Below are 23,171 nucleotides of genomic sequence, written 5' to 3' on the forward strand. Positions count from 1 at the left end.
TTCGGACCGTCTAGCTAGACGATGCACCACCAGCCCTACTGAAAGTTCAGGTACGCCTTCGACGGGGTCGGGCCGCGCTGGCCCTGGTACTTCGAGCCGAGCGCACCCGAGCCGTACGGAGTGTCAGCCGGGGAGGTCATCTTGAACAGCGCGAGCTGGCCGACCTTCATGCCAGGCCACAGCGTGATCGGCAGGTTGGCCACGTTAGACAGTTCCAGCGTGATGTGTCCGGAAAAGCCAGGGTCGATGAAGCCCGCGGTGGAGTGGGTCAGCAGACCCAGGCGGCCCAGCGAGGACTTGCCCTCGAGGCGACCGGCCAGATCCGCGGGCAGCGTGAAGCATTCCAGCGTGGAGGCGAGGACGAACTCGCCGGGGTGAAGGACGAAGGCGTCGTCGTCGGAAACCTCGACGAGCGTTGTCAGGTCCGGCATCTCCTGCTTCGGATCAATGTGCGTGTACTTCGAGTTATTAAAGACTCGGAAGAACTTATCCAGGCGCACGTCAACCGAACTCGGTTGGACCATCGACGGATCGAAGGGGTCGATGCCGAGGTGGCCGGAGTCAATGGATTCGCGAATGTCGTGATCTGAAAGCAGCACGACACAGAGTGTACTTCCCCACCCCTTGCCCGGTTTTTGGAGCCGGTTCCTGCAGTGCTAAAGTCGTAAAAGCTGCCGGCGTAGTTTAGTGGTAGAACATCAGCTTCCCAAGCTGAGAGTGCGGGTTCGATTCCCGTCGCCGGCTCCAAGGCACTGGTTATTTTTGGGGGCGAAATGGATCAGCGGACGGTCAAATTAGACTCGACGGATCACGGCGAGTTTGTCATCTACCAGACCGAGGACGGATTAACGGAAGTCCATCTGCGAGTTGTCGACAAATCAGTATGGATGACTCAAAGTGAAGTCGCAGATCTCTTTGATATATCTCCGGCAAGCGTGAGCATTCACCTCAAGAATATCTACGCCGAAAACGAGCTGAGCAGGGATCGAACTATTAAAGAAATTCAAATAGTTCGATCTGAAGGAGATCGCGATGTTTCGCGAACACTCAAACATTACAATCTGGATGCGATTGTTGCTGTCGGCTACCGAGTTAAAGGACCAAGAGGAAATCAGTTCCGACGCTGGGCCAGTGAAATACTCCAGGAGTATTTGAGAAAAGGTTTCGTCCTCAACGACGAAAAGCTCAAAGACCCCCGCGGAACCGATTATTTCGACGAGCTACTCGCGCGAATCCGGGATATTCGATCCTCCGAAGCTCGCCTCTACCTCAAACTACGAGACATTGTCGCGCTTGCTACGGACTACAACAAAGATAGTCCCAAAACACGCGGGATTTTCAGCTGGATTCAGGACAAACTCCATTACGCAGTTACCGGTCAAACTGCTTCAGAAATCATTGCGACACGTTGCGACCCCGGAGCCGACAACCTGGGGTTATCCACTTTCAAGGGGAAAGTGGTACGGAAAGGTGATGTAACCACCGCAAAAAACTATCTAACAAATTCCGAGCTCACCACACTCAACCTGCTAGTTTCCCAGTTTTTGGAATATGCAGACCTCCAGACTCGTATGAGAAGCCCTATCTACATGAAGGATTGGTTGGAGAAGACCGATTCGTTTATTGAATTCAATGGCTTCGAGCCGTTGAAGGATCGCGGAAGAATCTCGCGCGAAGAGGCCAACAGACTAGCCAAAGAACGCTACGAGCTATTTAATGCTGGTCGGGAATCCGACAATCTAGCCGAAGCTGACGCAAAACTGGTCGAGACCATGAAGCAGATTGACCGCCGGATTCTTGCAGACCGAGCCCGTTTAACACCCCGCGTAACAGACATCCCGGACGAGGAGTCTTAAACCCCTCACGCTTCCGTCGTGCACGCCGTGACGGGCTTATCCGACAGCAGGATGGCGCGGTAGCCGCCACCATCAACCGTGTAGCGCAGGATCTTCCAGTCTGGGTTGTATTCCTGCGCGAGCGCGAGGTCTTCGGGGTTGTGGTTGTGGGCGGTGATGATGTCGTCGCCAAGTGGTGTGCTCACGCGGAATGTGAGCGTGGTGCCGTCGTGGGCGAGGATGTCGATGGGGAACCAGCCGTATTTTTGGTTCATGGCGCGCAGCACTGGGATGTAGTGCTGGTTGTGGCCGCGGGTACGTTGGTCGCATTCGCGGTACGTGCAGGTTCGGCGGGTGGCGGGGCGTTTGGGGAGCGGCACGGCGTCGTCGCCGACGCGTATGGCGGCGGCGCTTGGCGAGTAGTCGAATGTCGCGCCGGTGTTTGCGACGAATTCGTGGCCCTGCGCAGCGCTATCAAACTTTGCGACGACCACCTCACCCGTCTCATCAAGCGTAAACGCAAAGGTCAGCCCGTCCATGCTGCTGAGGGTGGCTGGGGTCCAGTCGGTGGGCATGCCAAAAGACATGGTGCTCCTTGAAATATCGCTCTTCCGGCGCGGCGGTTGCGCGTGCCGGCGGATCTTCCCTCGGGAGCACCGTGCGCGATGAGCGCGGTTGCTAATCGACGAGCCGAGGGGCCTTATCCGTCAGATTTCTTGATCCAAAACGACACAATATAGACCAAGCGGTCTAGTGTCAAGTGGTGCGGCACCCGCTCCCCTACCCGCAGCGGACGATGGGCTGCGGGTCGTAGACGGTGGTCTGGGTTTCACGGGAGAGTTCGTTGCCGGCGAGGTCGTAGATAATGCGGGTATCCGAGGTGGTGAACCCGGGTGCGCCGCCGGACGGCGAGCAGTTCGGGCCGGACACGTTGACCGGCTGCGGGCTGGTCTGGGCCCAGCGGCCGCCGTTGATGGACTGCACGTTGACCGTATTCACTCCCATGAGGCTGACGGTGAGTTGGCCGCCGCCGACGTTGGTGGCGATGCGCACCGGGTAGGGGCTGTCGTTGCGGAACTGCAGGTCGATGGCGCCTTCGTACACGGTGGCTTCGCGGCCGGCCGGATAGCGGGAGATGTAGTAGGAGTGCGGGGTGTGGGCGACGTCGGTCATGCCGGCGAAGTAGGCCGCGTTGTACAGGGTGGTGGCGAACTGGGAAATGCCGCCGCCGACGGCGGTGTCGGCACGCCCGTTGAGGATGATGCCGGATTCGACGTAGCCCTGGGCGGTGCCGCGGGGGCCGGTGTAGCCGTTGAGGGAGAACGTCTCCCCCGGGTTCACAATCGCGCCGTTGACCGTGTTGGCCACCAGGGCGATGTTGGTGCCCGAAGCACCCGAGTAGCCGCCGGTGGTAAACGAGCCGACCACTTCGTTGAAGGTGGCGTTGTTCGCTTCTTCGGTGGTGAAGTCCGCGGGCACCGGCTTGTAGTCGGCGTCCCAGGAACGCCCCTTGGAACCGAGGACGCGGTCGTTGAAGCCGGCGAGGGTTTTTTCCCAGTCCACAGCGGTGCCATCCACGGAGGGTTCGACGCCGCCGCCGGTGAGCACGCGGGCGTTTTGCATCTCCACTTCGGTCTCGGCGAGCTGCTCGGCCAGGATGGCCTGCGCTGCCTCGACGTTCACCTTCGGGGCGATCTTGCCGTCGACGTTGGGGAAGCTGACCACCTCGCCAAGCCGCTCCTGCAGGATGGCTGCCTTGTGGTTGTCGGTGCCGGTGACGGTCAGCGGGCCGCCCAAAGCGGCTTTGACAGGTCCGTCCATGGCTGCGCTGATGGCGGTGTCGTCGATGGCGGGCGGCACGGAGGTCGGATCCACATCGATGCCGTCCGGGTTGAGCCAGCCGGTGGTGGTCTCCTCGCGCAGCAGGTCGCGCTCCACCTTCTGGCCGTTGATCGGCTTGGTGGTCTCGGCCTTGCCGGCTTCGACGCGGATGGTGCCGTCGGTGGGGTCGAAGTGCAGTTCGTCGCTGATGCGGTCGAGGGTGCGGTTCAGGGCGGTGTCGTCGATAAGCGGAACCGCGTCGACCTCGTGGGTGGTGAACAGGCCGCGCAGGCGCGTAATCGGGTTGGCGGTTTCGATGCCGGCGGCGTCCACGGTGGCCTGGTAGTCGATGTCCAGGCCGGACTTCGCGGGCACGAACGTGGACGTCTTGTCGCCGGCGCGGACCTCGACGGTTGTGTCAGCAGCGCTGCCGAGTTCACCCTCGAGCTTCGCGCGAGCCTCGTCCGGCTTCATCGCACCGATGTTCACGCCGCCGACGGTGGTGCCGCGCGGGACGTTGCCGCGGTGCATCGCCAGATCCGCCAGGTACACAGCAAGCGCGATGGCGAGGATGCCGAGCAGCACACCGAGCGCGATCTTGCCGCCGCGTCCCTTGCCACTCGCCTTGTGCGAGGTTGCCTTCACCGTAGTCACCCAAACAAGGGTAATGCAGATGTTTGAAAAAGCGGGTTAGAGGTTGTCGTCGATAAGCAATTGCTGCACGCGGGTGGCGGCCTCATTGATGCGCTCTTCCGCGATGTAGCCGTTGTGCACGCACCACACGACATGGTCGATGATGGCAGGCAAATCCTTACCGGTAGACCACAGCGCCTGGTCAGCGCCGGATGCGATGGCGCGGGCAACGGCGTCGCGGGTGGGCGCGTAGTCGAGGATGCCACGCATGCCGGATAAGTCATCGGTGACCACCACCCCGTTGAACGGCACGCCACCCGGGTAGTCGCCCTCGCGCAGCACGCGGTAGGCCTCGGGGTTCATGGAGCTGGGCACGCCGTCGGGGCCAAGGCCCGGCACGATCATGTGGCCCATCATGACGCTGCCACGCGGGAATTGCTTCAGCAGCGGACCGTAGGGGCGCATGTCCAGCTCGCGCATCTGGTCCACCGGCGGGGTGACGGCAAGTTGGTGGTGCGTATCGCCAGAGGCGCGGCCGTGGCCAGGGAAATGTTTGAAGGTGGGGGTGACGTGGGCGTCGGTGAGCCCCTGGGAGAACAGCGTGGCCACCCGCACGACTTCGGCCGGGTCGCCGTGGAAGGCGCGGTCGCCGACGATGTCCAGGTCGGTCACGTCGAGGTCCAACAGTGGCGCGTAGTCCACGTTGATGCCGTGCGCTCGCAGGGAGCGGCCAATGTCCCAACCGGTGCCGCGGATGACTTCCGGCGGGGTGCCGGCCAGTGCGCGCGGCGGCATGAACTCGCCGAGCACGTTGGTGTGGCGCTGCACCCGGCCGCCCTCGAAATCGATGGCGACGACAAACGGCCTGTCGTACTGTTCCCGCAGCGCATTGATGTTGCGGCCCGACTCGGTGAGCAGCCGCGGGTCCGCCCAACTCGGGATGATCAGCCCGCCGGCGCCCTGGTCGAGCGCAAATCGCGCCTGTTCGTAGTTGGTCACGCCGACCACCATCAGCGACGCCACCCGTGCCCGCAGGTCCTCGGGCACGCGTTGTTGCGCGGGGCTTAACAGCGCAGGAGCTTCTTGCTTATCGACGACCCCACCCTCCGACGCCGTCGACGGCTCCGTCACCGCTTCTGGGGTCGGGGTGGCTTCCTCCGCGGGCTCGGGGGCGCTACACGCGGCAAGCGCAACGCACGCCGCGAGCGCAACGGCGCGCGTGGCGTGCGCGGCGCGTGCGGCGAAGGCTCGATTCCGCATGTGACTGACCCCTTTGTGGCCCCTTTGTGGCGTGTAAAAACGCCCCTACTCTACTCGCTGCTGGTAGCCTTTTCCGACATGTCCCATACCGTTGACCTCCCCGAGCCGCTGAAGCGCCACGCCGCGTCCCCTGTCGTGGCGAGCGCCGTCGTTGGCATTGTGCTCGGTGTGGTTGGTGTGCTGGGTATCGCGGCGGCGTCGGGCCAGTCGACGGTGCCGGATAATACGGCTGTTTCCGCTGATGATGCGGTGCTTGGCGGGCCGGAGTACGGCTCGCGGAAGTAGGGCTGGGTGGGGTCGTCGAGAAGCGCCCATGCTCTTGGGTGGCTGGTCCTGACCCTGCTTGCGCTGGCGCAGCCGCCAGGGCAGGTGGCGGCCGACACCAAGTTTGATCTCGTTGCCAACCCGGCGCGGTTTTTGGCGCGGGCGACGCACGCGTACACGGATGAGTTTCCGCTGGGGCAGGTGCAGAACCAGGCGTACGGGTATCTGTTTCCGCAGGGCGCGTTTTTCTGGTTGTTTGGGTGGTTGCCGGATTGGTTGACGCAGCGTGCGTGGTGGGCGTTGCTGCTGGGTGTGGCGTATTCCGGCACGTTGGTGCTGGCGCGGCGCATCGGGATCACGGGTACGTGGCCGCCGGTGTGTGCGGCGTTGCTGTACGCGCTGAGCCCAAGGATTTTGACCACGCTGACGGCGATTTCTTCGGAGGCCTGGCCGGTGGCGCTGGTGCCGTGGACGTTGGTGCCGCTGGTGCAGCGTCGTCCCCAGGTGGCGCCGGCTGTGGTGGCGGTGGCGTGCATGGGTGCGGTCAACGCGACGGCGACCATCGCGGCGTGCCTGCCGGCGTTTGTGCTGCTGGTGGCGCTGCGCCGCTTCCGTGAGGCCGCCCGGTTCACGCTGGGTGCGGTGTTGGTGTCGGCGTGGTGGATCGGCCCGCTGTTGGTCCTGGGCATGTATTCCCCGCCGTTTACGGACTTCATCGAGTCCGCCCGTGTGACCACCGCGTGGCTCAACCCGGTGGAGATCCTGCGCGGCACCACCAGCTGGACCCCGTTCGTGGACACGGAGCGCACCGCCGGCCACCTGTTGGTTGCGGAGCCGGTGTTCATCATCGCCACCTGCCTCATCGCCGCGTTCGGCCTGGCCGGCCTGGCGCGGCGCGACATGCCGTGGCGCTTCCCGCTGCTTGCGGTGTTTGTGGTGGGGTTTGTGGTGTTGGGGTCGTCGCCAATGTTTGCATCGCTTTACGACGACACCCTCGCCCCACTGCGCAACCTCCACAAGTTCGACCCGCTGGTCCGGCTTCCGTTGGTGCTCGGGGTGGGGTTTGTGGCTTCGCACGTGCGTCGCCCGCAAGCGATTGGGGTGGCGTTGGCGGCTGCGGTGGCGCTCGCGCCCGCCTGGTCGTTGCGCCTGCTGCCGGAGGGCACCTGGTCGGAGGTCTCCGAGGACTGGGTGGCGGCAGGCGAGTGGTTGGAGGAGCACGCCGCAGGCACGCGCACATTGGTGGTGCCTGCCTCCTCCTTTGCGCGCCAGCATTGGGGGTGGACGCGCGACGAGCCGATCCAGGCCCTGACCAGCACGCGCTTTGCCTTCCGCGATGCGGTGCCGTTGGTGGATCCGGAGGCGATTCGTGGGCTGGACGGGCAGGTGGCGGTCGCAGATCAGCAGGCGCTGCGCTCTATCGGCGTGGGCGCGGTGGTGGTGCGCCGCGACCTCGAGCGCCAGCCCGTCACGCCGAACCTGGGCGAGCCGGACGCGAGCTTCGGGGAGGTGGATATCTTCCTGCTGGACCCGGATGCGGACATCATGGACACCGACCGTGCGCCGATTGCCGTCGACGGCGGCGGCGAGGTGCTCGCGCTGCTGTGGCGCGAACTCGGCTACTTCCCGGCGCGCCTGACCGGCGAGAACCCGGACATCGTCACCGATACCCCGGCGCTGGCGGTGCGCAACTACGGCACCATCCACGGGCAATCGGGCCACCTTGCCGACGAATCCGAGGACACCACCGTGCGCAACCGCGTGAAGGACTACCCGTCCGCCGGCACGCGTGTTGGGGTGGTGGCGGATGGGCAGGTGCGGGTGTCGTCGTCACGCGCGGACGCCGGTGCTTTCGGTGGCCCGGACCCTGCGAAGTCGATCACCGCCGCCTTCGATGGCCTGGACGAGACCGCCTGGTGGCCCGCGCCGGGCGACCGCAACGCGTGGATCGAATTCGAGCCGCGGCAGGACACTGTCACGGTCACCACCACCGCGAACACCACCGTGCGGCTGTGCAACGGCAACCGCGAATGCCGCAACGTCACCCTGGTCAAGGACCAGCCGCGCACCATCACGCGCGGGGATGCCACCCGCCTGGAACTGACCGAACCGGTGGGTATTCGCGAACTCGACGTCGGTATCAGCCGCATCGTGGAGGTCCCCGGCACCGCCGACCGCTACTTCTTCCAGCGCCGCTTCCCCGACACCGACGTGATCCAGCGCCGCTTCACCACCGCAGTGGACAGCGAGTGGGTGCTCTCTCAACCTGCGACGATCGACGGTGAGCGCCACGCCGGCCGCGTGTTCCTCGAGGCCGGCACGCACGAGATTGTCACCCGTGCCGAAACCGTCATGCTCTCGCGCGCGCCGCTGCCCAACCACACCGGCGAGCGCATGATCCTGACCACCCGCGCGTTCAACGAAGGCCTGCGCGCCACCCTCGGCGGCGTCCCGCTCGAGCCCATGCGTATCGACGCGGGCGCCCAAGCCTTCCGCGTCCCCTCCGACGCCGCCGACGTGTCCACCGCCGAGTTCGACATGTTCTTCACCGGCGACGGCGCCTACCGGTACTCGCTCGTCGCCGGCACCCTGCTCAGCCTGCTGGTCACCGCCCGGTGCCTGTGGGTGCCGTGGCGCCGCTTCGAACGCTTCACGCCCCCGCCCGGCGCGAACTGGCTGCCGGGTGTGGCCGTCATCGCCGTGGCACCCCTGCCCGGCGCGGCCGCCGTGGCGCTTGCGTGGCTGGTGCGCCGCTTCACCGTGATCCCGATGCCGCACCTGGCCGCCGCCACCATGACCGTGTGCGGCCTCGTGCTTGCACGTGCGCCATGGCCGGCGGCGAACTACGCCGGCTCGTCGACCTTCCTCGTTCTCGCCGCCTGCTTCGCCGTGGCCTGCCTGACCAGCCGCGCGCCGGGTACCTCCACCGATTCGTAAGAGATGTAGGCGACGGCGGTGCTCAGCAGGGTGGTCGCGGCAAAAATCAGCAGAAAGTGCCCCGAAAACATGGGCACGCCGAGCATGGGGAACACGAAGTACAGCACCGCCATGTGCCACAAAAACACCGAGTAGGACCAGTGGCCGAGTGTGCGCATACTTTTCGACGACAGCACCGTCCCCTCAAACCTCTGCCCCAGCGCAAAGGGCGCCACGAGCAGGGCGGCGAACACCGCGCCGAGGACTATCCGCACGTTGAACTCCAGCGGGCTCGGGTGCTCCAGGCCGCGCGGGCCGATCACGCCCGCCACCCACGCCACCGGCAGCGCCAGCACCACGAACGGCCAGCGCGGTCCCGCGTAGCGCACCCCGGCGCGCTCCAATTCGGCGAGCACCAACCCGACCGCAAACCACAGCGCATACGACGGCGGCCAGATCTGCAGGTTCAGCACCGCCGGGTCCGCAATGCCCGAGACCGCCCACGGCCACACGAACCCGAGTGCCACCGCGACCGCCAGCGCCACGTACCGGCCCCGCGCGCTCAGCCGCAGGTACAGCGGCAACACGAGGTAGAAGGCGACTTCGATGCATAGGGACCACATTTGGGTGAGGCCGTCGATAAGCGCGTGCGGCACGTAGACCTGCACCAACAGCACATTCGCCACCACCTGCGTTGCGCTGACCCCCGCGAGCGGCGGCAGCGCAAGCAGCACCACCGCCACGCACACCACGTACGCCGGCACCAGCCTTGCTACTCGTCGCGAGTAGTAGCCCGGCCGCATCCCACCGCGCGCCAGCAAAAACGCCGACAGCGCAAAGAACACCGCCACGAAGTAGTCGAAGCGCTCCAACACCGCCGAGCCGGTCCCCGTCTGAAACGCAACGTGCGTGGCCACAATGCCGTACGCGGCCACGGCGCGCAGGCCGTCGAGCTCGGGCAACACAGCGGGTCTTGGATTCACGATGGGGCAAAGTCTAGTCGCCCGGTAGGGTTAGGCGGGTGAACCTGCGTCGTCGATTAGCCATCTGCCTGGGCATCATTGTCGTCTGCGCCGCGCTGAACATCGCCTCCCCCATCGTGATTGCACAGCAGCGCACCCTGCAGCCCGGCGAGTACACCATGCTTTTCGACGACACCCGCTCCCGCACCGTCACCCTGACCAAACAGCCCAAATCCATGCTGGCTGAGGTAACCGTCGACGGCGATGTCGTAGACAGTTTTCTCATCGACCCCTCCACCGCCTTCCCCGCCAAAGGCCGCGCCGGGCTCGGCCCGCTGCTGCCCTACCAGCCGGAACGGCGCACCTACCCACTGTTCGACACCACCTCCGGCCAAGACGTCCCCATGGATTACTTAGGTCCCGGCAACGTGCGCGGCATGCAGACCTATAAGTACACCGCTGCCCTGTCCAACGATTGCGTGCGCACCGTCGACGCGGAACGCCGCACCGGCCGCATCCTCGACGAGATCTGGGACTGCCCGCCCGAGCAGTGGGTGCTTGCGGAGGAGACCAAGGCAGCAGCTGTCGACGCCGCGCGCCGCGACGTGGCCTGGCTGCGTGGCCTGCAAGTCATGGCGGTGCTCACCCGCTTCATCGCGGCCGCGGCGTTCATTGCTGGCCTGGTGGCCTATGCGCGCCGCCGCTAAAAGGTGGTGGGCGCCGGTCTATGGCGCCCTGCTGGTTCTGGCGCTGACCTGGCCGTTTCTTGTCCCCGGTGAAGCGTTCGCGCTGCGGGACATGCTGGTCTTCGACGCGATGGAACTCACCCGCGCCTCGTTGGGGTGGGGTGACCTGCCTGCCCGCAACGTCCCCCAAGACGCGTTGCTGGGCATCCTGCCCTATCCGGTGGTGTTCCTGCGCGTGGTTATGGTTTCCACGGCCGCGGCCGCCGCGTGGGCGGGGTGGAAACTCGGCCGCACTCCACTTGGCCAAGCGGCGGCGATGACGGTGGCGGTATGGAACCCGTTCGTCGTGGAACGGCTGCTGCAGGGCCAGTGGTCGCTCGCCGCCGCGGCCTGGCTGCTGCCGCTGGTGGCGTTGGGCGTGCACCCGCTGTCGGGGCTTGCGCACTGGTTGGCGTCGCTGACACCCACCGGTGCGATCGCCGCCGCGTGCGTGGCCCGCAGCCCCCTGACCACCGTGCTGACCTGCGCCCCCTGGGTGGTCGCGGGCATCTTCGCCGGGGCAGGTGGCACCTCATCAGCCATCTCCGCGGAGGTGTTCGCCCCGCGCGCCGAAGGGCACACTGGCACCCTCGGCGCGATGCTGGGCCTTGGCGGGATCTGGAACGCCCACGCCGTGCCCGCCTCCCGCGAGGCCGGCTTCGCCCTGTTCGGCATCGCGCTGTTCGTGCTGCTTGCGCTGGCGTGGCGCAAGGTCCCCCGCCGCCTACTCGTGCTCGCCGGGGTCGGCTTCTGCATCGCGCTGTTGTCCTGGGCGGGCCTGCTGGGGCCGGTGGTCGCGCACGTCCCCGGGGCCGGCCTGCTTCGCGACGGCCAAAAGTGGCTCATCCTCACCATCCCCGCCCTGGTCACCGCCGCCGGCGCATTAAGCGCCCGCCGCGCGCTCGCCGCCGCCACCTTCGCGCTCCTGCAGGTCCCCGACGCGCCCGTCGCCGTCGCCGCACTCACCCCCACCACCGTCGAGATCCCCGCCATCAACCACCACGGCCGCGACGTCCTCTTTGAATCCCGCCCGACGCTCACGCTTATCGACGACCACCCCACCGTCGACCCCGCCCCCAAAGCCATGAACGTGGTCGAATCCGGCGCGCTTACCGTCGACGGCGTCGTCGTAGACCCTCCGTCACCGCGCTGGATCGCGGCCCAAGCGGCCATCGACGACACCGATGCGCTGCACGAGATGGGTATCGGGGTGGTTGTGCGTTCGGATGGGCGGGTCGTCGATACGCAAGCGCCCGCGAACCCGCTGCCACCTGCGGGGATCGCACTGTTCGCGCTGTGGCTCGCGGTGCCAGCAACGCTGCGCCGCAACCGATAGTTGGAACCTCCCATGATTGAAAGCTTGCATGAATTGTGTTGTGCGGTTAAAGTGAACTCCAGATGAACAAAAGGTTACGCACCGCAGAATCAAGGAGGTATAGCCGTGGCCAACAACAACATCGATTTCAGCATCATCCGCGAGCGCGCCCTGCGTAACATCCGCGAGGACCTGCTCGCCGAGTTCGCCGGACAGTACGACGCACTCGAGATCAACGACGCCTTCGACGCCGTCGTCCGCGCACACAAGCGCACCGCAACCGTCGAAGACTTCATCCCCGTCCTCGTCGAAGCAGAAATGCGCGACCGACTCCGCGACGGCGAACTCTTCCCACAGGCCGCCGCATAACTCACAGCAAACCCCAACGCCCAACCCCTTTGCAGCGGTTGGGCATTTTGCTATGTTCGACACTTAACACTGTCGGTAGCGAAAGCACACCGGCACCCAGCGAACGTCAACCCCACGCGCCCGGGGAAAAGGGAGCACACACCGGCGCCTTGTGGCCGTATCAAGGCTGAAGCGGTTCGATTCCGCTCACACGCACAACGCATGCGGCCTGCACGACGCACACGGGCACAACCCCCACCACAGGGTTGCACCGAGCACGATTTACTACCGCGACGTTGGGGGTGACCCGGACACTTTCGTGAGGGTTGGGAACGGGGACAGAACTTTCAAGGAGGCACACATGCTGCTCGCAGAAGCACTCGCACGCCGCGCCGAGGCGCAGGACCGCCTAAACAAGCTGCAGGAACGTCTGATGCAGGGCGCGCTGATGCAGGAGGGTGACACCCCCGTCGAGGACCCGGCCGAACTGCTCAAGGAAGCCGCCGAGCTGCTCCAAGAGATTGAGACGCTAGTGCGCCGCATCAACCACACCAACGCGCAGACCGCCTTCGAAGGCGCCACGCTTACCGACGCCATCGCACGCCGCGACGCCCTCCTGCGCTCCCGCCGCCTCTACGCCGCGGTTGCCGACGCCGGCACCATGACCAACGCCCGCTACTCCCGCTCCGAGGTGCGCTTCGTGCCCACCATCGACGTGAAATCGCTCCGCGACATGGCCGACAACGCCTCCAAGGCCTACCGCGAACTGGACACCAAGATCCAGCAACTCAACTGGACGACGCAGCTCATCGAGGGGTAACGAGCTCCGCGAGCACCGCCGCGAACCTGCGGCCGGTCTCCTCCCACGAAAAGCGCTGCGCCCAACGCTTGGCATTCTCGGCCATGCTGGCGCGGCGCTCAAGTGTTTCGCGGGTGGCCTCGGCGAAGTCCTCCCCATCCCGGACGAGGCGGCCAGTTTCGCCGTCGCGGATCGAATCCGCCACCCCGCCCGCCGACGCGTACGCCACCGTGGGCACCCCATGCTGCGCTGCCTCAATCACTGCAATACCCCAGCCTTCCTTCCGCGACGGCAACAGGTGCACATCCGCGCGTTCCAGCAGCGCGTGCTTGTACGGCTCAGACACATGCCCGTGGAACACCACATCGCCACGGCCCTGCGCGTAGGCCCGCAGCTCGTCCTCCCACCAGCCCGAACCGACCACATCCAGCACCGCGCCCGGAATCCGCGCCGCGGCGTCGATCGCCTCCTCGATCCGCTTGTGCGGCACCAGCCGAGAGAGGGTGAGCAGGTGGGTGCGGTGGTCGTCGTAAAGCGAGGGCACATGCGCAGGCACCGGATCCACGCCATTCTCCACGATCTCGATGTCACCCTCGCGCACGCCAAGCGCCACCAAATCGCTTCTCGACGCCTCCGACACCGTCACATACCGCGCCCCCCGATACACCCGCGGCGCCACCTTCGACTCCAAAAACCACCCCAACCGGCCAATGATCGGACCCGCCACCGGCCACTGCTCCTTATGGCAATGGTGCGTCAGCAACACCACCGGCCTACGCGTAAACAGCCGGGCGAAAAACGGAATACCGTTCTGCGTATCCACCACCACATCCGGCCGGTTGCGCCAGATAGACAACGGCGCCGCCAGGTACACACTGAACTTCCCGCCGGCACGCTCGTAGCGCACCCCGTTTCGGCGTGACCGCCGCGGCGCATCCGTATGCTTCGCCGTCCGATACACCACCTCGTGGCCCTGCTCGGCCAAGTACTCCCCAACGCGCTCGAGATAGCGCTCCGAACCGCCGCCCTGCGGGTGGGTGGAGTCGCGCCAACACAACAACAACACCTTCACGGCGCAATGACCTCGAGCCCAACTTCACGGGCGGCCTCGGCGAGCCTGTCGTCGTACGTCAACACCGCATCCGCCTCCACATCCAACGCAGCCTGTAAGTGAATCGCATCCAACGTACGCAAATACGGCATCGGCAACATACTCGCCGCTCGTAGTGTCCCCCGGCCAAGTTCCGCGATCGAAATTCCCCGCAAGATCATCGTAGCCTCCCCCTGCGGCCGGCCGAGGCGCACCGCCAAGCGCCGCAGCTCAATCTCCAACAAGTCCGACGACACCACCTCGTATTCGCCTGCCTCGAGCCACAGCCGCATCGCGTGCGTGTGCGGCTCCAACTTGAGCAGACAGCCCATCGCCGACGTGTCGGCGTACACCCTGCGCATGTCAGTACCTGTCCGCGCGCATATCGTCGAGCGCATCCGCCAGAGACTCGCCCTCCACCTGCGGTACCGGAAGGTCGAGCCAACCACCCACCCGGGTCGCCGGACGGGTAATGGCCAGGCGTGGCTGCGGGTCGTCGAGAGGCATCAGGCGCCCGACCGGCTCGCCGTTGTTCGTCACCACGAAACTGCACCCTGAACGCACCTCACGCAGGATCTTCGCCGAATCATTGCGCAGCTCGCGCTGGGAGATCCTGCGCTCCACCAGCGATTCGTCCGATTCCGGATGTGCCATACGCCGGAGCGTAGCACGGTTGCTACAGTGCTAACATTGCGCGAATGCACCACACCCGCCGGATGGCCACGCTCCGCCGCTCACTGCGGCTGCTGCGCTCGTTCCCCTACGAGCAGTTCCGCCCGCGCGTGTTCTACTCCTCCCTGGCGCGCGACACGCGGATGCTTATCGACGCCCTCGCCAACGACCTTTCCCTACCCCCCATCACCAACCACTCCGTCCTCGACGTCGGCGGCGGACCCGGCTACTTCGCCGAAGCATTCGCAGACTGCTTCTACGTCGGCGTCGAACCCAGCGTGTCCGAGCTGTCCGCCGCCGGCCTATCCGGATTCGGCTCCGTACGCGGCGACGGCGCAGCGCTGCCATTTGCCGACGACACCTTCGACGTCGTGTACTCCTCCAACGTCGCCGAACACATCCCCAACTGGCAAACCATGGGTGCAGAAATGCTGCGCGTGGCCAAGCCCGGCGGGCTCGTCGTACTGAGCTACACCGTGTGGCTCGGGCCGTTCGGCGGGCACGAAACGGGGCTTTGGCAGCATTATGTGGGAGGTCGGTGGGCGCGTCGTCGATACGCAAAAGTGCACGGGCACGAACCGAAGAACCGCTTCGGCGAAACACTCTTCGCCGTCTCCGCACGCGAAGGCCTCGAATGGGCCGAAGCCACCGGACGCCTCGCCGCCGCCTTCCCCCGCTACCACCCAGCGTGGGCGTGGTGGGTCACCCGCGTGCCGGTGCTGCGCGAGTTCGCCGTCTCAAACCTCGTCCTCGTCCTGCGCGGCTAATACTGGGGCCTCAACAGCAGAGTGCGCTGTATTCGATCCATCTTCTTCATCACACCGAGTGTTTAGGGAGACATTGCATGCGCCAAGGCATACATGTCCGTCAACCGTTCCTGGTGGTCAACGTTAAGAATCTGTTCCTGGTGGCTTACACGGTTCCGGAGCCGACGCAACTGTTCTAAAGCAACCGCCACCGCATACCCATCCTCAACTTGGGCGGGAACTGGAGGTGAAATGCTCGAGCGGTGCCTTTCAACAAGCTTCGATGTCAACCCTGGGAAACCACTCACCAGTGCATGAATCCAAAGATTCTCTTTTGCTGAAAATCCTGTCGCGAAATCCGCACGATTAGCCGGTGGATGCAACGGGAAAAGAGCACTTAGATTCCCAAACGAGAGCTGCGAAACCCTGTCATCCAATGTCACCGGAGCCTTAAATCGGGGATGATTCCGAGGTCTGCGCCGAGCGCTACGTTCCGCTGCATTCCGTGCATCCGTTGCCATGCGCTCCACTACTTTTCTAAGTGGACGAGCCGGGTCCTCAAGCCAATCTTCAGTACTGCTTTGCGCTTGGTTCCACGACCTTAAAGATGCGTCAATACGATTCCTCAGCACAGGCTCGAAGATCGAAAGCGCCTCATACCAAGCCGAAGCAATTGCACTTTGCCACAGATACAAGGATTGAACTGAGCGATCAGAGATGCTGTCTGCGCTTCTCCCAGTCTCTCCCACAATAACCATGCGGTATGACCGAACACGAGCGTCACTCAATCCCCCAAGCATTTCACCCACCATGCCGTGAGCATAACAAAATGCCCGCCTCGCGGCGGGCATCCTGCAAAATTAACAACAGATCTTGTCTGAAGTTTTCCAGGGGCGATGTTACAGCATCACCCCGTGGGCGGGCAAGGGGTTACTTCGCGGCGTGGATGCGCTCGTCGAGCTTCTTCAACTGGTCGAAGATCTCCTGCGGGATGCGGGAGCCGAGGCTCTCGAGGTAACGGCGGGAATCCGCGACGTCTTCCTTCCACAGTTCCGGATCGGCGGTAAGCGCCTCGCGGACGTCCTCGATCGGGGTGTCCAGGCCGTCGAGGTCCAGGTCCTCGGCGCGGGCGGTGTAGCCAACGACGGACTCTTCGGCCTCGACGTTGCCCTCAATGCGGTCGATGACCCACTTGAGCACACGAGAGTTCTCGCCAAAGCCCGGCCACAGGAAGCGGCCGTCTTCGCCGCGGCGGAACCAGTTGACCAGGAAGATCGACGGCATGCGGTCGCCGCCCTTCTTACCCATGTCGAGCCAGTGCTGGAAGTAGTCGCCCACGTTGTAGCCCATGAACGGCAGCATCGCCATCGGGTCGTGGCGCAGGGAGCCGACGTTCGCCTCGACAGAGGCTGCGGTCTGGCCGGAGGAGAGCATCGCGCCGATCATGGTGCCATGCTCCCAGTCGTGCGCCTGGGTGACCAGCGGGACGGTGTCGGGGCGGCGGCCACCGAAGAGGATGGCATCGATCTTCACACCCTGCCAGTCCTCGAACTCCGGCGCTGCGGTCGGGCACTGCTCGATGGCCACGCAGTAGCGGGAGTTCGGGTGGGCGGCCTTGCTGGTGGAGTCCGGGTTCCAGTCTTCGCCACGCCAGTCGATCAGGTGTGCAGGCTTTTCACCGTCCATGTCTTCCCACCAGACGTCGCCGTCGTCGGTAAGAGCAACGTTGGTGAACAGCACATTGCCCGGCTCCATGCTCTTCATGGCGATCGGGTTAGAGGCGTAGTTGGTGCCCGGCGCGACGCCGAAGAAGCCGTTCTCCGGGTTGACGGCGTAGAGGCCGTCTTCGCGCAGCTTCATCCACGCAATGTCGTCGCCAACAACCTCTGCCTCCCAGCCCGGCAGGGTCGGGGTGAGCATGGCCAGGTTGGTCTTGCCGCAAGCGGACGGGAATGCAGCGGCAACGTGGTACTTCTTACCCTCCGGGTTGGTGAGCTTCAGGATGAGCATGTGCTCAGCCATCCAGCCCTCTTCCTTCCCCATCACAGAGGCGATGCGCAGGGCGTAGCACTTCTTGGCAAGGATGGCGTTGCCGCCGTAGCCGGAGCCGTAGGACCAGATTTCCTTGGTCTCTGGGAACTGGGAAATGTACTTAGTGTCGTTGCACGGCCAGGCCACGTCTTCCTGACCCGGCTCGAGCGGGGCGCCAACGGAGTGGAGGCAGTGGACGAAGTTGTCACCCTGGATCTTGTCCAGCGCCTGGGTGCCCATGCGGGTCATGATGCGCATGGACATAACCACGTAAGCGGAGTCGGTGAGCTGCACGCCGAGCTTCGGGTCCGGGTCGGAGATCGGGCCCATGCAGAACGGGACAACGTACATGGTGCGGCCACGCATGGATCCGGCGAAGTGCTCGAGCATTTCTTCCTTGAGCGCTTCGGGCTTCATCCAGTTGTTGGTCGGGCCGGCATCTTCTTCGTTTTCGGTGGCGATGAAGGTGCGGGACTCGACGCGTGCGACGTCGGAGGGGTTGGAGCGCGCCAGGTAGGAGTTGGGGCGCTTTTCCTCGTTGAGTTTGATGAGCGTGCCGGCGGCGACGAGTTCGTCGGCCAGGCGGTTCCATTCCTCGTCGGAGCCGTCTGCGAAGACCACCTTCTCCGGCTCGAACAGGTCGACGGCTTCGTTAATCCAGTCGATGAGGTGTTCGTTGTCTGTGGGCGCTTGGCCCTCCAGGCGCTTGACTTCGGCGGTCATGTGCACTCCTTGTGTAACTGGTTATTGCCAGTGCGTGGCGCACGGCAACCCCAATAATCGTTGTGTTTTGTCCCAAGAGTATCGAAATGTGTGTTCTTCAAGCCAAACCTTGGGCACTTCCACAGCATAGTGGATATAACCAGTACGCCCGAGCACTCATAACACTTTGGGCGGGGGTAACGCGCTACCCCCGACAGGGGTGCATGCGTATCGACGACGCGGGGGTGACAACCCGGCCCCTCACCCCTCGCCGGGACACTTGCGTTTGACCTGTTCATATGGACAATAAACACGATGAATAATTCTGAAAACACGCGGTCGGGCACGGGCGAGTTGCCCGCTGGCCGCCCATTGCAAACTGATTTTGAAACCGGCCTGGATTACCCGCGTTTGGGGTCCGTGACGTTTCGTCGCGGCACGCTGACCGATAACCAGGAGGCCTTGTTCAACGAGCATTGGCCGCGCCTGGGCAAGGTGCTGGCGGAGGGCTCGGACGAGCGCATTGATATCGACGGCTGGTTTGGCCGCGCCGGCCACCCCACCATCGTGGAGATCGGCTCCGGCACCGGCACGTCCACCGCGGCGATGGCCCCGCTCGAGGCGGACACCAACGTGGTTGCCGTGGAGCTGTACAAGCCGGGGTTGGCGAAGTTGCTGGGCGCGGTGGTGCGCGGTGGCATCGACAACATTCGTATGGTGCGCGGCGACGGCGTGGAGGTGCTGGCCCGCATGTTCGGCGAGGAATCCCTCGACGGCGTGCGCATCTTCTTCCCGGACCCGTGGCCGAAGGCGCGCCACCACAAGCGCCGCATCATCCAGTCCGGCACGCTCAACCTCATTGCCACGCGCCTGAAGCCGGGCGGCGTGCTGCACGTGGCCACCGACCACGCAGACTACGCCGAGTGGATCGACGAACTCGTGAACGTGGAGCCGATGCTGGAGTACAAGGGCTGGCCGTGGGACGAGGCGCCGATGCTGACGGACCGCCAGGTGATCACCAAGTTCGAAGGCAAGGGTCTGGACAAGGATCACGTGATCCGCGAGTACCTGTGGGAGAAGAAGTAATGGACCTGCAGGCAATGACCCACCCCTACACCCCGGGCGCGCCGGCCGGTCCGGAGAGCTACCTGCTGGTGTGGGACGCCCCGAACCTGGACATGGGCCTCGGCGCGATCCTGGGTGGCCGCCCGACTGCGGCGCACCGTCCGCGTTTCGACGCCATCGGCCGCTGGCTCATCGACCTTGCCGCCGACCGCTCCGACGAACTCGGCTACGACGTCGAGCCGGAAGCCACCGTGTTCACCAACGTCTCCCCCGCCGGCGCAGACTCGATCCGCCCGTGGGTGGAGGCGCTGCGCAACGTCGGTTTCGCCGTCTTTGCTAAGCCGAAGAGCGAGGAAGACTCGGATGTGGACGGTGACATGATCGACCACATAGAGCGTCGTCGTAAAGAAGGCGTGCTCCAAGGCGTTGTCGTCGCATCCGCAGACGGGCAGAACTTCCAAGAACTCCTGCAAGAACTTGTCGACGACAACGTCCCCGTCACCGTCTTAGGCTTCCACGAACACGCCTCCTGGGCGGTGAACTCCCCGGACGTCACCTTCGTGGACCTCGAAGACATCCCGGGCGTGTTCCAAAACCCGCTGCCGCGCGTCCACCTGGACAAACTGCCCGACGAGGGCGCCTGGCTGCAACCGTTCCGCCCGCTCAAGGCGCTTCTGCACAACCCGAAAGACTAGGAGCCCGCCGTGTTTTACAAGTGGGGCCACTTCGCCTACCGCCACCGCCGCATCATCCCGGTCATCGTCATCGCGTTGATCCTGCTGATGCAAGTGCTGTTCGGATCCAAACTTGCCGACCGCCTCTCCCAAGAAGGCTGGGAAGACCCGGGCGCGGATTCGACGACGGCGGCGCAGATCGAATACGACACGTTCGGTCGCGACAACTCCGGCGATGTGATCCTGCTGGTGACGGCGCCGGATGGGGTGGACAGGCCGGAGGTCGTCGATAAGGTGAATGCGCAGTTGGGGGAGCTGAAGGCGCAGCACCCTGACCAGATCGCGCACATCACCAGTTACTTCGAGCGTCCCAACCCGCAACTGGTCAACGCCGATCACACCAAGGCGTTCGCCGCGATCGGGCTCAAGGGCGACGGCGAGCAGACGCTGAAGGACTTCCGCACCATCCAGCCCGCGCTCGAGGCGCTGGAGGTCCCTGGCGGCACCGCCCAGATCGCCGGCGCCACCGCCGTGGCCGACGCGTTGGACACCGGCATGGCCGACGACATCGCGCGCGCCGAAAAGATCGGCCTGGTGTTCGTTGCCATCATCCTGCTGTTTGTGTTCGGCGGCGTGGTGGCCGCTGCGATGCCACTGATCGTGGGCATCCTGTCCATCATCGGCTCACTGTCGCTGCTGGCGGTGCTGGCGCAGTTCCAGCAGGTCAATATTTTCTCCCAGTCGATCATTACGCTGCTCGGCCTGGGCCTGGCCATCGACTACGGGCTGTTCATGGTGTCGCGCTTCCGCGAGGAACTCGACCGCGGCCTGGACACCGAAGAGGCCGTCGCCGTGACCACCAACACGGCCGGCAAGACGGTGTTCTTCTCCGCCCTCATGGTCGGCGTCGCGCTGTCGGGCCTGCTCATGTTCCCGCAGGCGTTCCTCAAGTCGGTTGCCTACGGCGCGATGAGCGCGGTCGTGCTCGCGGCGGTGATTTCGGTGGCGGTGCTGCCGGCGCTGTTTGGCATGCTGGGGCCCAAGATCGATTTCCTGTCCGTGCGTCGTCGCAAAGAGCGCAGCATGGAAGATACGGTCTGGTACAAGATCCCCGCCTGGGCGATGCGCCACGCCCGCCCCGTTGTCGTCGGGGTGGCGGCGCTACTCATCGCCCTAACCGTGCCGATTGTCGGCATCGCGTTCGGCGGCATCAACGAAACCTACCTGCCGCCCAACCAGGTCACCCGCCAAGCGCAGGACGAGTTCAACGAAGAGTTCCCCGCCTTCCGCACCGACCCGGTGAAACTCGTGGTCCAGGGTGCCGACAACGCGCAGCTCGGCCAGATCGTCATGCAGACCCGCGAGATCGACGGCTTCACCCGCCCGCTCAAGCCCGACTACCCCACCGAAGGCGACATCACGGTGCTGTCGGCGCCGTTGGAGAACAGGGACGGTGGGGCGGACGTCGTCAAGCAATTGCGTCAGATTGACGTGCCGGAGGGCGTAACCACCTACGTCGGCGGCACCCCCGCCATGGAAGTCGAATCCATCGAAGCGCTGCTGGAGCGCCTGCCGTGGATGGGCGTTTACATGGTGCTCGCGACGTTCCTGCTCATGGCGCTCGTGTTCGGGTCGTTGATCCTGCCGGCGAAGGCCGTGATCATGAACATCCTCGGCATCGGCGCCACCCTCGGCTTCCTCACCGCCGTGTTCGTCGACGGGCTCGGCGCAGGGGTGCTCAACTTCACGCCTGGCCCGCTGATGAGCCCGATCCTGGTGCTCATCGTCGCCATCCTCTATGGCCTATCCACCGACTACGAGGTGTTCCTGGTCTCCCGCATGGTGGAGGCCCGCCAGGACGGTGCACGTACCGACGACGCCATCAAGGACGGCACCGCCCATACCGGTGGGATTATCACCGCCGCGGCCGCCATCATGATCGTGGTCGCCGCCGCGTTCGCCCTGTCGGACATCGTGATGATGAAGTACATCGCCTACGGCATGATCTTCTCGCTCGCCCTCGACGCGACAATCATCCGCCTGCTGCTCGTGCCCGGCGTGATGCACCTGCTGCGCGAGGACAACTGGTGGGCGCCACGCTGGGTCAAACGTGCCGCGGGTGCACTCGGCGAGGGCTCTGACGTATCGACGACACCACCCACCGAAACCCCCATCGAGCACATGGTCGTTGACACCCTGCCCGGCCGCGCCGGCGTCTCCGTCGAAGAGGACGCGACGCTGGTGCCGTTTAGCGAACTCATGCGCGATATCGAGCAGCGCCGCGCCCTCGAGCAGCTGAAGAAGAAAGAACTTGAACGCTAGGACCTGGCTGCGCTGGCTCGCCCCGGTCGTTCTGGTTGTGGTGGTGCTGGTAGTACTCCGCGACCAGATGCCGTTCTTCGGCGACGCCTGGCGCGCCGTCCGGTCTGCTTCGCCGCCGCCGCTGTTGGGCACGGTGGTCACAGCCTTGCTGGCGTTAGTGGCGATGGCCGGGGTGATGCAGATCCTGCTCAACGTCGAAGGCCGCATCACGGGGGTGGCGCGCACGAACGCGATCGTGTTCGCCTCCAACGCGTGGTCCACCACCGTGCCGGGCGGTCCGGCATTATCGGCGTGGCTGACGTACCGGGTGCAGCGCACCTGGGGTGCGTCGACGGGCCTGTGCGGGTGGTTCTTCGTCGTCTCCGGTGCGCTGTCCACGGTATGGCTGGTGCTCATCGGCATCGTCGCCGTGGTGCTGCTGGGTGCCGACCTGTCGGTGACGTCTCTCGTGTTGTCGCTCGTGGCGGCCGCGCTGACCATCGCCGCAGTGTTCTGGGCGACGCTCAACCCCGCGGTGCTCAAGCGCTGGGTGCGGTTTCTGCCCTCGCGCGTGCACGAGCGCGCTGTGTCCGTGATCGACCAGGTCTCCGCCATCCGCATCTCCGCCCCCGCCTTCGCGGGTGCGGCCGGGTTGTCGCTGTGTAACCGGCTGCTGGACCTTGCGACGATGGTGTGTTCGGTGTGGGCGGTGTCGTCGTCAAGCATTTCGCTATCAGGTATTTGCTTGGCGTTCATCATGACCAAACTCGCGGGATCCGCCCAGGTCACGCCCGGCGGCCTGGGGACCGTGGAGCCGGTGGCGGTGGGCATGCTGGTCGCCGGGGGCCTCTCGCTTGCCGACGCCACCGCCGCCACCGTCATCTACCGCGCCATCTCGTTTGCGCTCGTGACCGCCATCGGCTGGATCGTCTATTCCGCCTTCTACCTGGGACGTGTGGATAAACCAACGGCATAATCGCGAGTTATCCACAGGGCCGTTGCGCAAGTTTGG

The 23,171-nt window shown here is 64.8% G+C and carries 21 protein-coding genes, 1 tRNA gene and 1 riboswitch; of the genes, 13 read left to right on the forward strand and 9 right to left on the reverse strand.

Annotated elements, in window-relative coordinates; translation table 11 throughout:
* Positions 1-35: 35 nt before the first annotated feature.
* Entirely contained in the window at positions 36-599 is a 564-nt protein-coding gene (gene dcd, locus HMPREF3145_RS11110) for a dCTP deaminase (protein WP_070423298.1), read from the reverse strand.
* A 74-nt stretch (positions 600-673) separates the two neighbouring features.
* On the opposite strand from dcd, the gene HMPREF3145_RS11115 reads away from it, so the two are divergent.
* A tRNA-Gly gene (locus HMPREF3145_RS11115) sits at positions 674-747 on the forward strand.
* Between the two features lie 26 nt (positions 748-773).
* Positions 774-1,856: a RhuM family protein gene (gene rhuM, locus HMPREF3145_RS11120; protein ID WP_070423299.1), complete on the forward strand. Its 1,083-nt coding sequence runs from the start codon at positions 774-776 to the stop codon at positions 1,854-1,856.
* Positions 1,857-1,861: 5 nt separating this feature from the next.
* Here the strand turns inward: rhuM and HMPREF3145_RS11125 are convergent, their stop codons facing one another.
* The 3 genes from HMPREF3145_RS11125 to HMPREF3145_RS11135 all read right to left on the reverse strand — a co-directional run bounded on the left by HMPREF3145_RS11125 (position 1,862) and on the right by HMPREF3145_RS11135 (position 5,549).
* Complete coding sequence (locus HMPREF3145_RS11125; protein WP_070423300.1) at positions 1,862-2,422, reverse strand: hypothetical protein; 561 nt, start codon at positions 2,420-2,422, stop codon at positions 1,862-1,864.
* A 13-nt stretch (positions 2,423-2,435) separates the two neighbouring features.
* Positions 2,436-2,557, reverse strand: a riboswitch (SAM riboswitch).
* Positions 2,558-2,615: 58 nt separating this feature from the next.
* Positions 2,616-4,187: a VanW family protein gene (locus HMPREF3145_RS11130; protein ID WP_083279549.1), complete on the reverse strand. Its 1,572-nt coding sequence runs from the start codon at positions 4,185-4,187 to the stop codon at positions 2,616-2,618.
* Positions 4,188-4,346: 159 nt separating this feature from the next.
* Entirely contained in the window at positions 4,347-5,549 is a 1,203-nt protein-coding gene (locus HMPREF3145_RS11135; RefSeq protein WP_070423301.1) for a glycoside hydrolase family 3 N-terminal domain-containing protein, read from the reverse strand.
* A 78-nt stretch (positions 5,550-5,627) separates the two neighbouring features.
* Here HMPREF3145_RS11135 and HMPREF3145_RS11140 point away from each other — a divergent pair, with 78 nt between their 5' ends.
* Together HMPREF3145_RS11140 and HMPREF3145_RS11145 are read left to right on the forward strand one after the other, a co-directional pair.
* Positions 5,628-5,834: a DUF2613 domain-containing protein gene (locus HMPREF3145_RS11140; protein ID WP_070423351.1), complete on the forward strand. Its 207-nt coding sequence runs from the start codon at positions 5,628-5,630 to the stop codon at positions 5,832-5,834.
* Between the two features lie 6 nt (positions 5,835-5,840).
* Positions 5,841-8,750, forward strand: coding sequence for an alpha-(1->3)-arabinofuranosyltransferase domain-containing protein (locus HMPREF3145_RS11145; protein WP_070423302.1), 2,910 nt, complete (start codon positions 5,841-5,843; stop codon positions 8,748-8,750).
* Here HMPREF3145_RS11145 and HMPREF3145_RS11560 read toward each other — a convergent pair.
* Complete coding sequence (locus HMPREF3145_RS11560; protein WP_246817592.1) at positions 8,657-9,712, reverse strand: acyltransferase family protein; 1,056 nt, start codon at positions 9,710-9,712, stop codon at positions 8,657-8,659. The genes HMPREF3145_RS11145 and HMPREF3145_RS11560 overlap by 94 nt on opposite strands.
* A 38-nt stretch (positions 9,713-9,750) precedes the next feature.
* Between HMPREF3145_RS11560 and HMPREF3145_RS11150 the strand changes: the two genes are divergently transcribed.
* The 4 genes from HMPREF3145_RS11150 to HMPREF3145_RS11165 all read left to right on the forward strand — a co-directional run bounded on the left by HMPREF3145_RS11150 (position 9,751) and on the right by HMPREF3145_RS11165 (position 12,899).
* On the forward strand, positions 9,751-10,398 hold the full coding sequence (locus HMPREF3145_RS11150; RefSeq protein WP_070423303.1) for a porin PorA family protein: 648 nt from the start codon (positions 9,751-9,753) through the stop codon (positions 10,396-10,398).
* A complete protein-coding gene (locus tag HMPREF3145_RS11155) occupies positions 10,382-11,752 on the forward strand; it encodes an MmpA family trehalose lipid delivery protein (protein WP_070423304.1) in 1,371 nt (456 codons plus the stop codon). Before HMPREF3145_RS11150 ends, HMPREF3145_RS11155 begins: the two co-directional genes overlap by 17 nt.
* A 105-nt stretch (positions 11,753-11,857) precedes the next feature.
* Positions 11,858-12,100 carry a three-helix bundle dimerization domain-containing protein gene (locus tag HMPREF3145_RS11160; RefSeq protein WP_246817593.1) on the forward strand — a complete coding sequence of 81 codons (243 nt, stop codon included), beginning with the start codon at positions 11,858-11,860 and terminating at the stop codon, positions 12,098-12,100.
* 340 nt (positions 12,101-12,440) lie between these two features.
* Positions 12,441-12,899: a DIP1984 family protein gene (locus HMPREF3145_RS11165; RefSeq protein ID WP_070423306.1), complete on the forward strand. Its 459-nt coding sequence runs from the start codon at positions 12,441-12,443 to the stop codon at positions 12,897-12,899.
* On the opposite strand, the gene HMPREF3145_RS11170 is transcribed toward HMPREF3145_RS11165, so the two are convergent.
* The 3 genes from HMPREF3145_RS11170 to HMPREF3145_RS11180 are packed head-to-tail and all read right to left on the reverse strand — an operon-like array spanning position 12,886 to position 14,622.
* Entirely contained in the window at positions 12,886-13,950 is a 1,065-nt protein-coding gene (locus HMPREF3145_RS11170) for a glycosyltransferase family 4 protein (RefSeq protein WP_070423307.1), read from the reverse strand. The genes HMPREF3145_RS11165 and HMPREF3145_RS11170 overlap by 14 nt on opposite strands.
* Complete coding sequence (locus HMPREF3145_RS11175; RefSeq protein WP_070423308.1) at positions 13,947-14,330, reverse strand: type II toxin-antitoxin system VapC family toxin; 384 nt, start codon at positions 14,328-14,330, stop codon at positions 13,947-13,949. Before HMPREF3145_RS11175 ends, HMPREF3145_RS11170 begins: the two co-directional genes overlap by 4 nt.
* A gap of 1 nt (position 14,331) precedes the next feature.
* Entirely contained in the window at positions 14,332-14,622 is a 291-nt protein-coding gene (locus HMPREF3145_RS11180; protein WP_070423309.1) for a type II toxin-antitoxin system Phd/YefM family antitoxin, read from the reverse strand.
* A gap of 44 nt (positions 14,623-14,666) precedes the next feature.
* Between HMPREF3145_RS11180 and HMPREF3145_RS11185 the strand changes: the two genes are divergently transcribed.
* Entirely contained in the window at positions 14,667-15,407 is a 741-nt protein-coding gene (locus HMPREF3145_RS11185) for a class I SAM-dependent methyltransferase (protein WP_070423310.1), read from the forward strand.
* 909 nt (positions 15,408-16,316) lie between these two features.
* Here the strand turns inward: HMPREF3145_RS11185 and HMPREF3145_RS11190 are convergent.
* Positions 16,317-18,140 carry a phosphoenolpyruvate carboxykinase (GTP) gene (locus tag HMPREF3145_RS11190; RefSeq protein ID WP_070423311.1) on the reverse strand — a complete coding sequence of 608 codons (1,824 nt, stop codon included), beginning with the start codon at positions 18,138-18,140 and terminating at the stop codon, positions 16,317-16,319.
* 294 nt (positions 18,141-18,434) lie between these two features.
* Between HMPREF3145_RS11190 and trmB the strand changes: the two genes are divergently transcribed.
* Genes trmB through HMPREF3145_RS11210 form a run of 4 tightly spaced genes read left to right on the forward strand, consistent with a single transcriptional unit; the run spans position 18,435 to position 23,135 of the window.
* On the forward strand, positions 18,435-19,205 hold the full coding sequence (gene trmB / locus HMPREF3145_RS11195) for a tRNA (guanosine(46)-N7)-methyltransferase TrmB (RefSeq protein ID WP_070423312.1): 771 nt from the start codon (positions 18,435-18,437) through the stop codon (positions 19,203-19,205).
* The gene (locus HMPREF3145_RS11200) at positions 19,205-19,879 is read left to right on the forward strand and encodes an NYN domain-containing protein (RefSeq protein ID WP_070423313.1); all 675 of its coding nucleotides are present in this window, start codon (positions 19,205-19,207) and stop codon (positions 19,877-19,879) included. Before trmB ends, HMPREF3145_RS11200 begins: the two co-directional genes overlap by 1 nt.
* A 9-nt stretch (positions 19,880-19,888) precedes the next feature.
* Positions 19,889-22,180 (forward strand): MMPL family transporter, encoded by a 2,292-nt coding sequence (locus tag HMPREF3145_RS11205; RefSeq protein ID WP_070423314.1) that lies wholly within the window; start codon positions 19,889-19,891, stop codon positions 22,178-22,180.
* Entirely contained in the window at positions 22,170-23,135 is a 966-nt protein-coding gene (locus tag HMPREF3145_RS11210; protein WP_070423315.1) for a lysylphosphatidylglycerol synthase transmembrane domain-containing protein, read from the forward strand. Before HMPREF3145_RS11205 ends, HMPREF3145_RS11210 begins: the two co-directional genes overlap by 11 nt.
* Positions 23,136-23,171: the final 36 nt, after the last annotated feature.

Origin of the sequence: Corynebacterium sp. HMSC05C01, assembly GCF_001807155.1 — a bacterium.
Lineage (GTDB): Bacteria > Actinomycetota > Actinomycetes > Mycobacteriales > Mycobacteriaceae > Corynebacterium > Corynebacterium coyleae.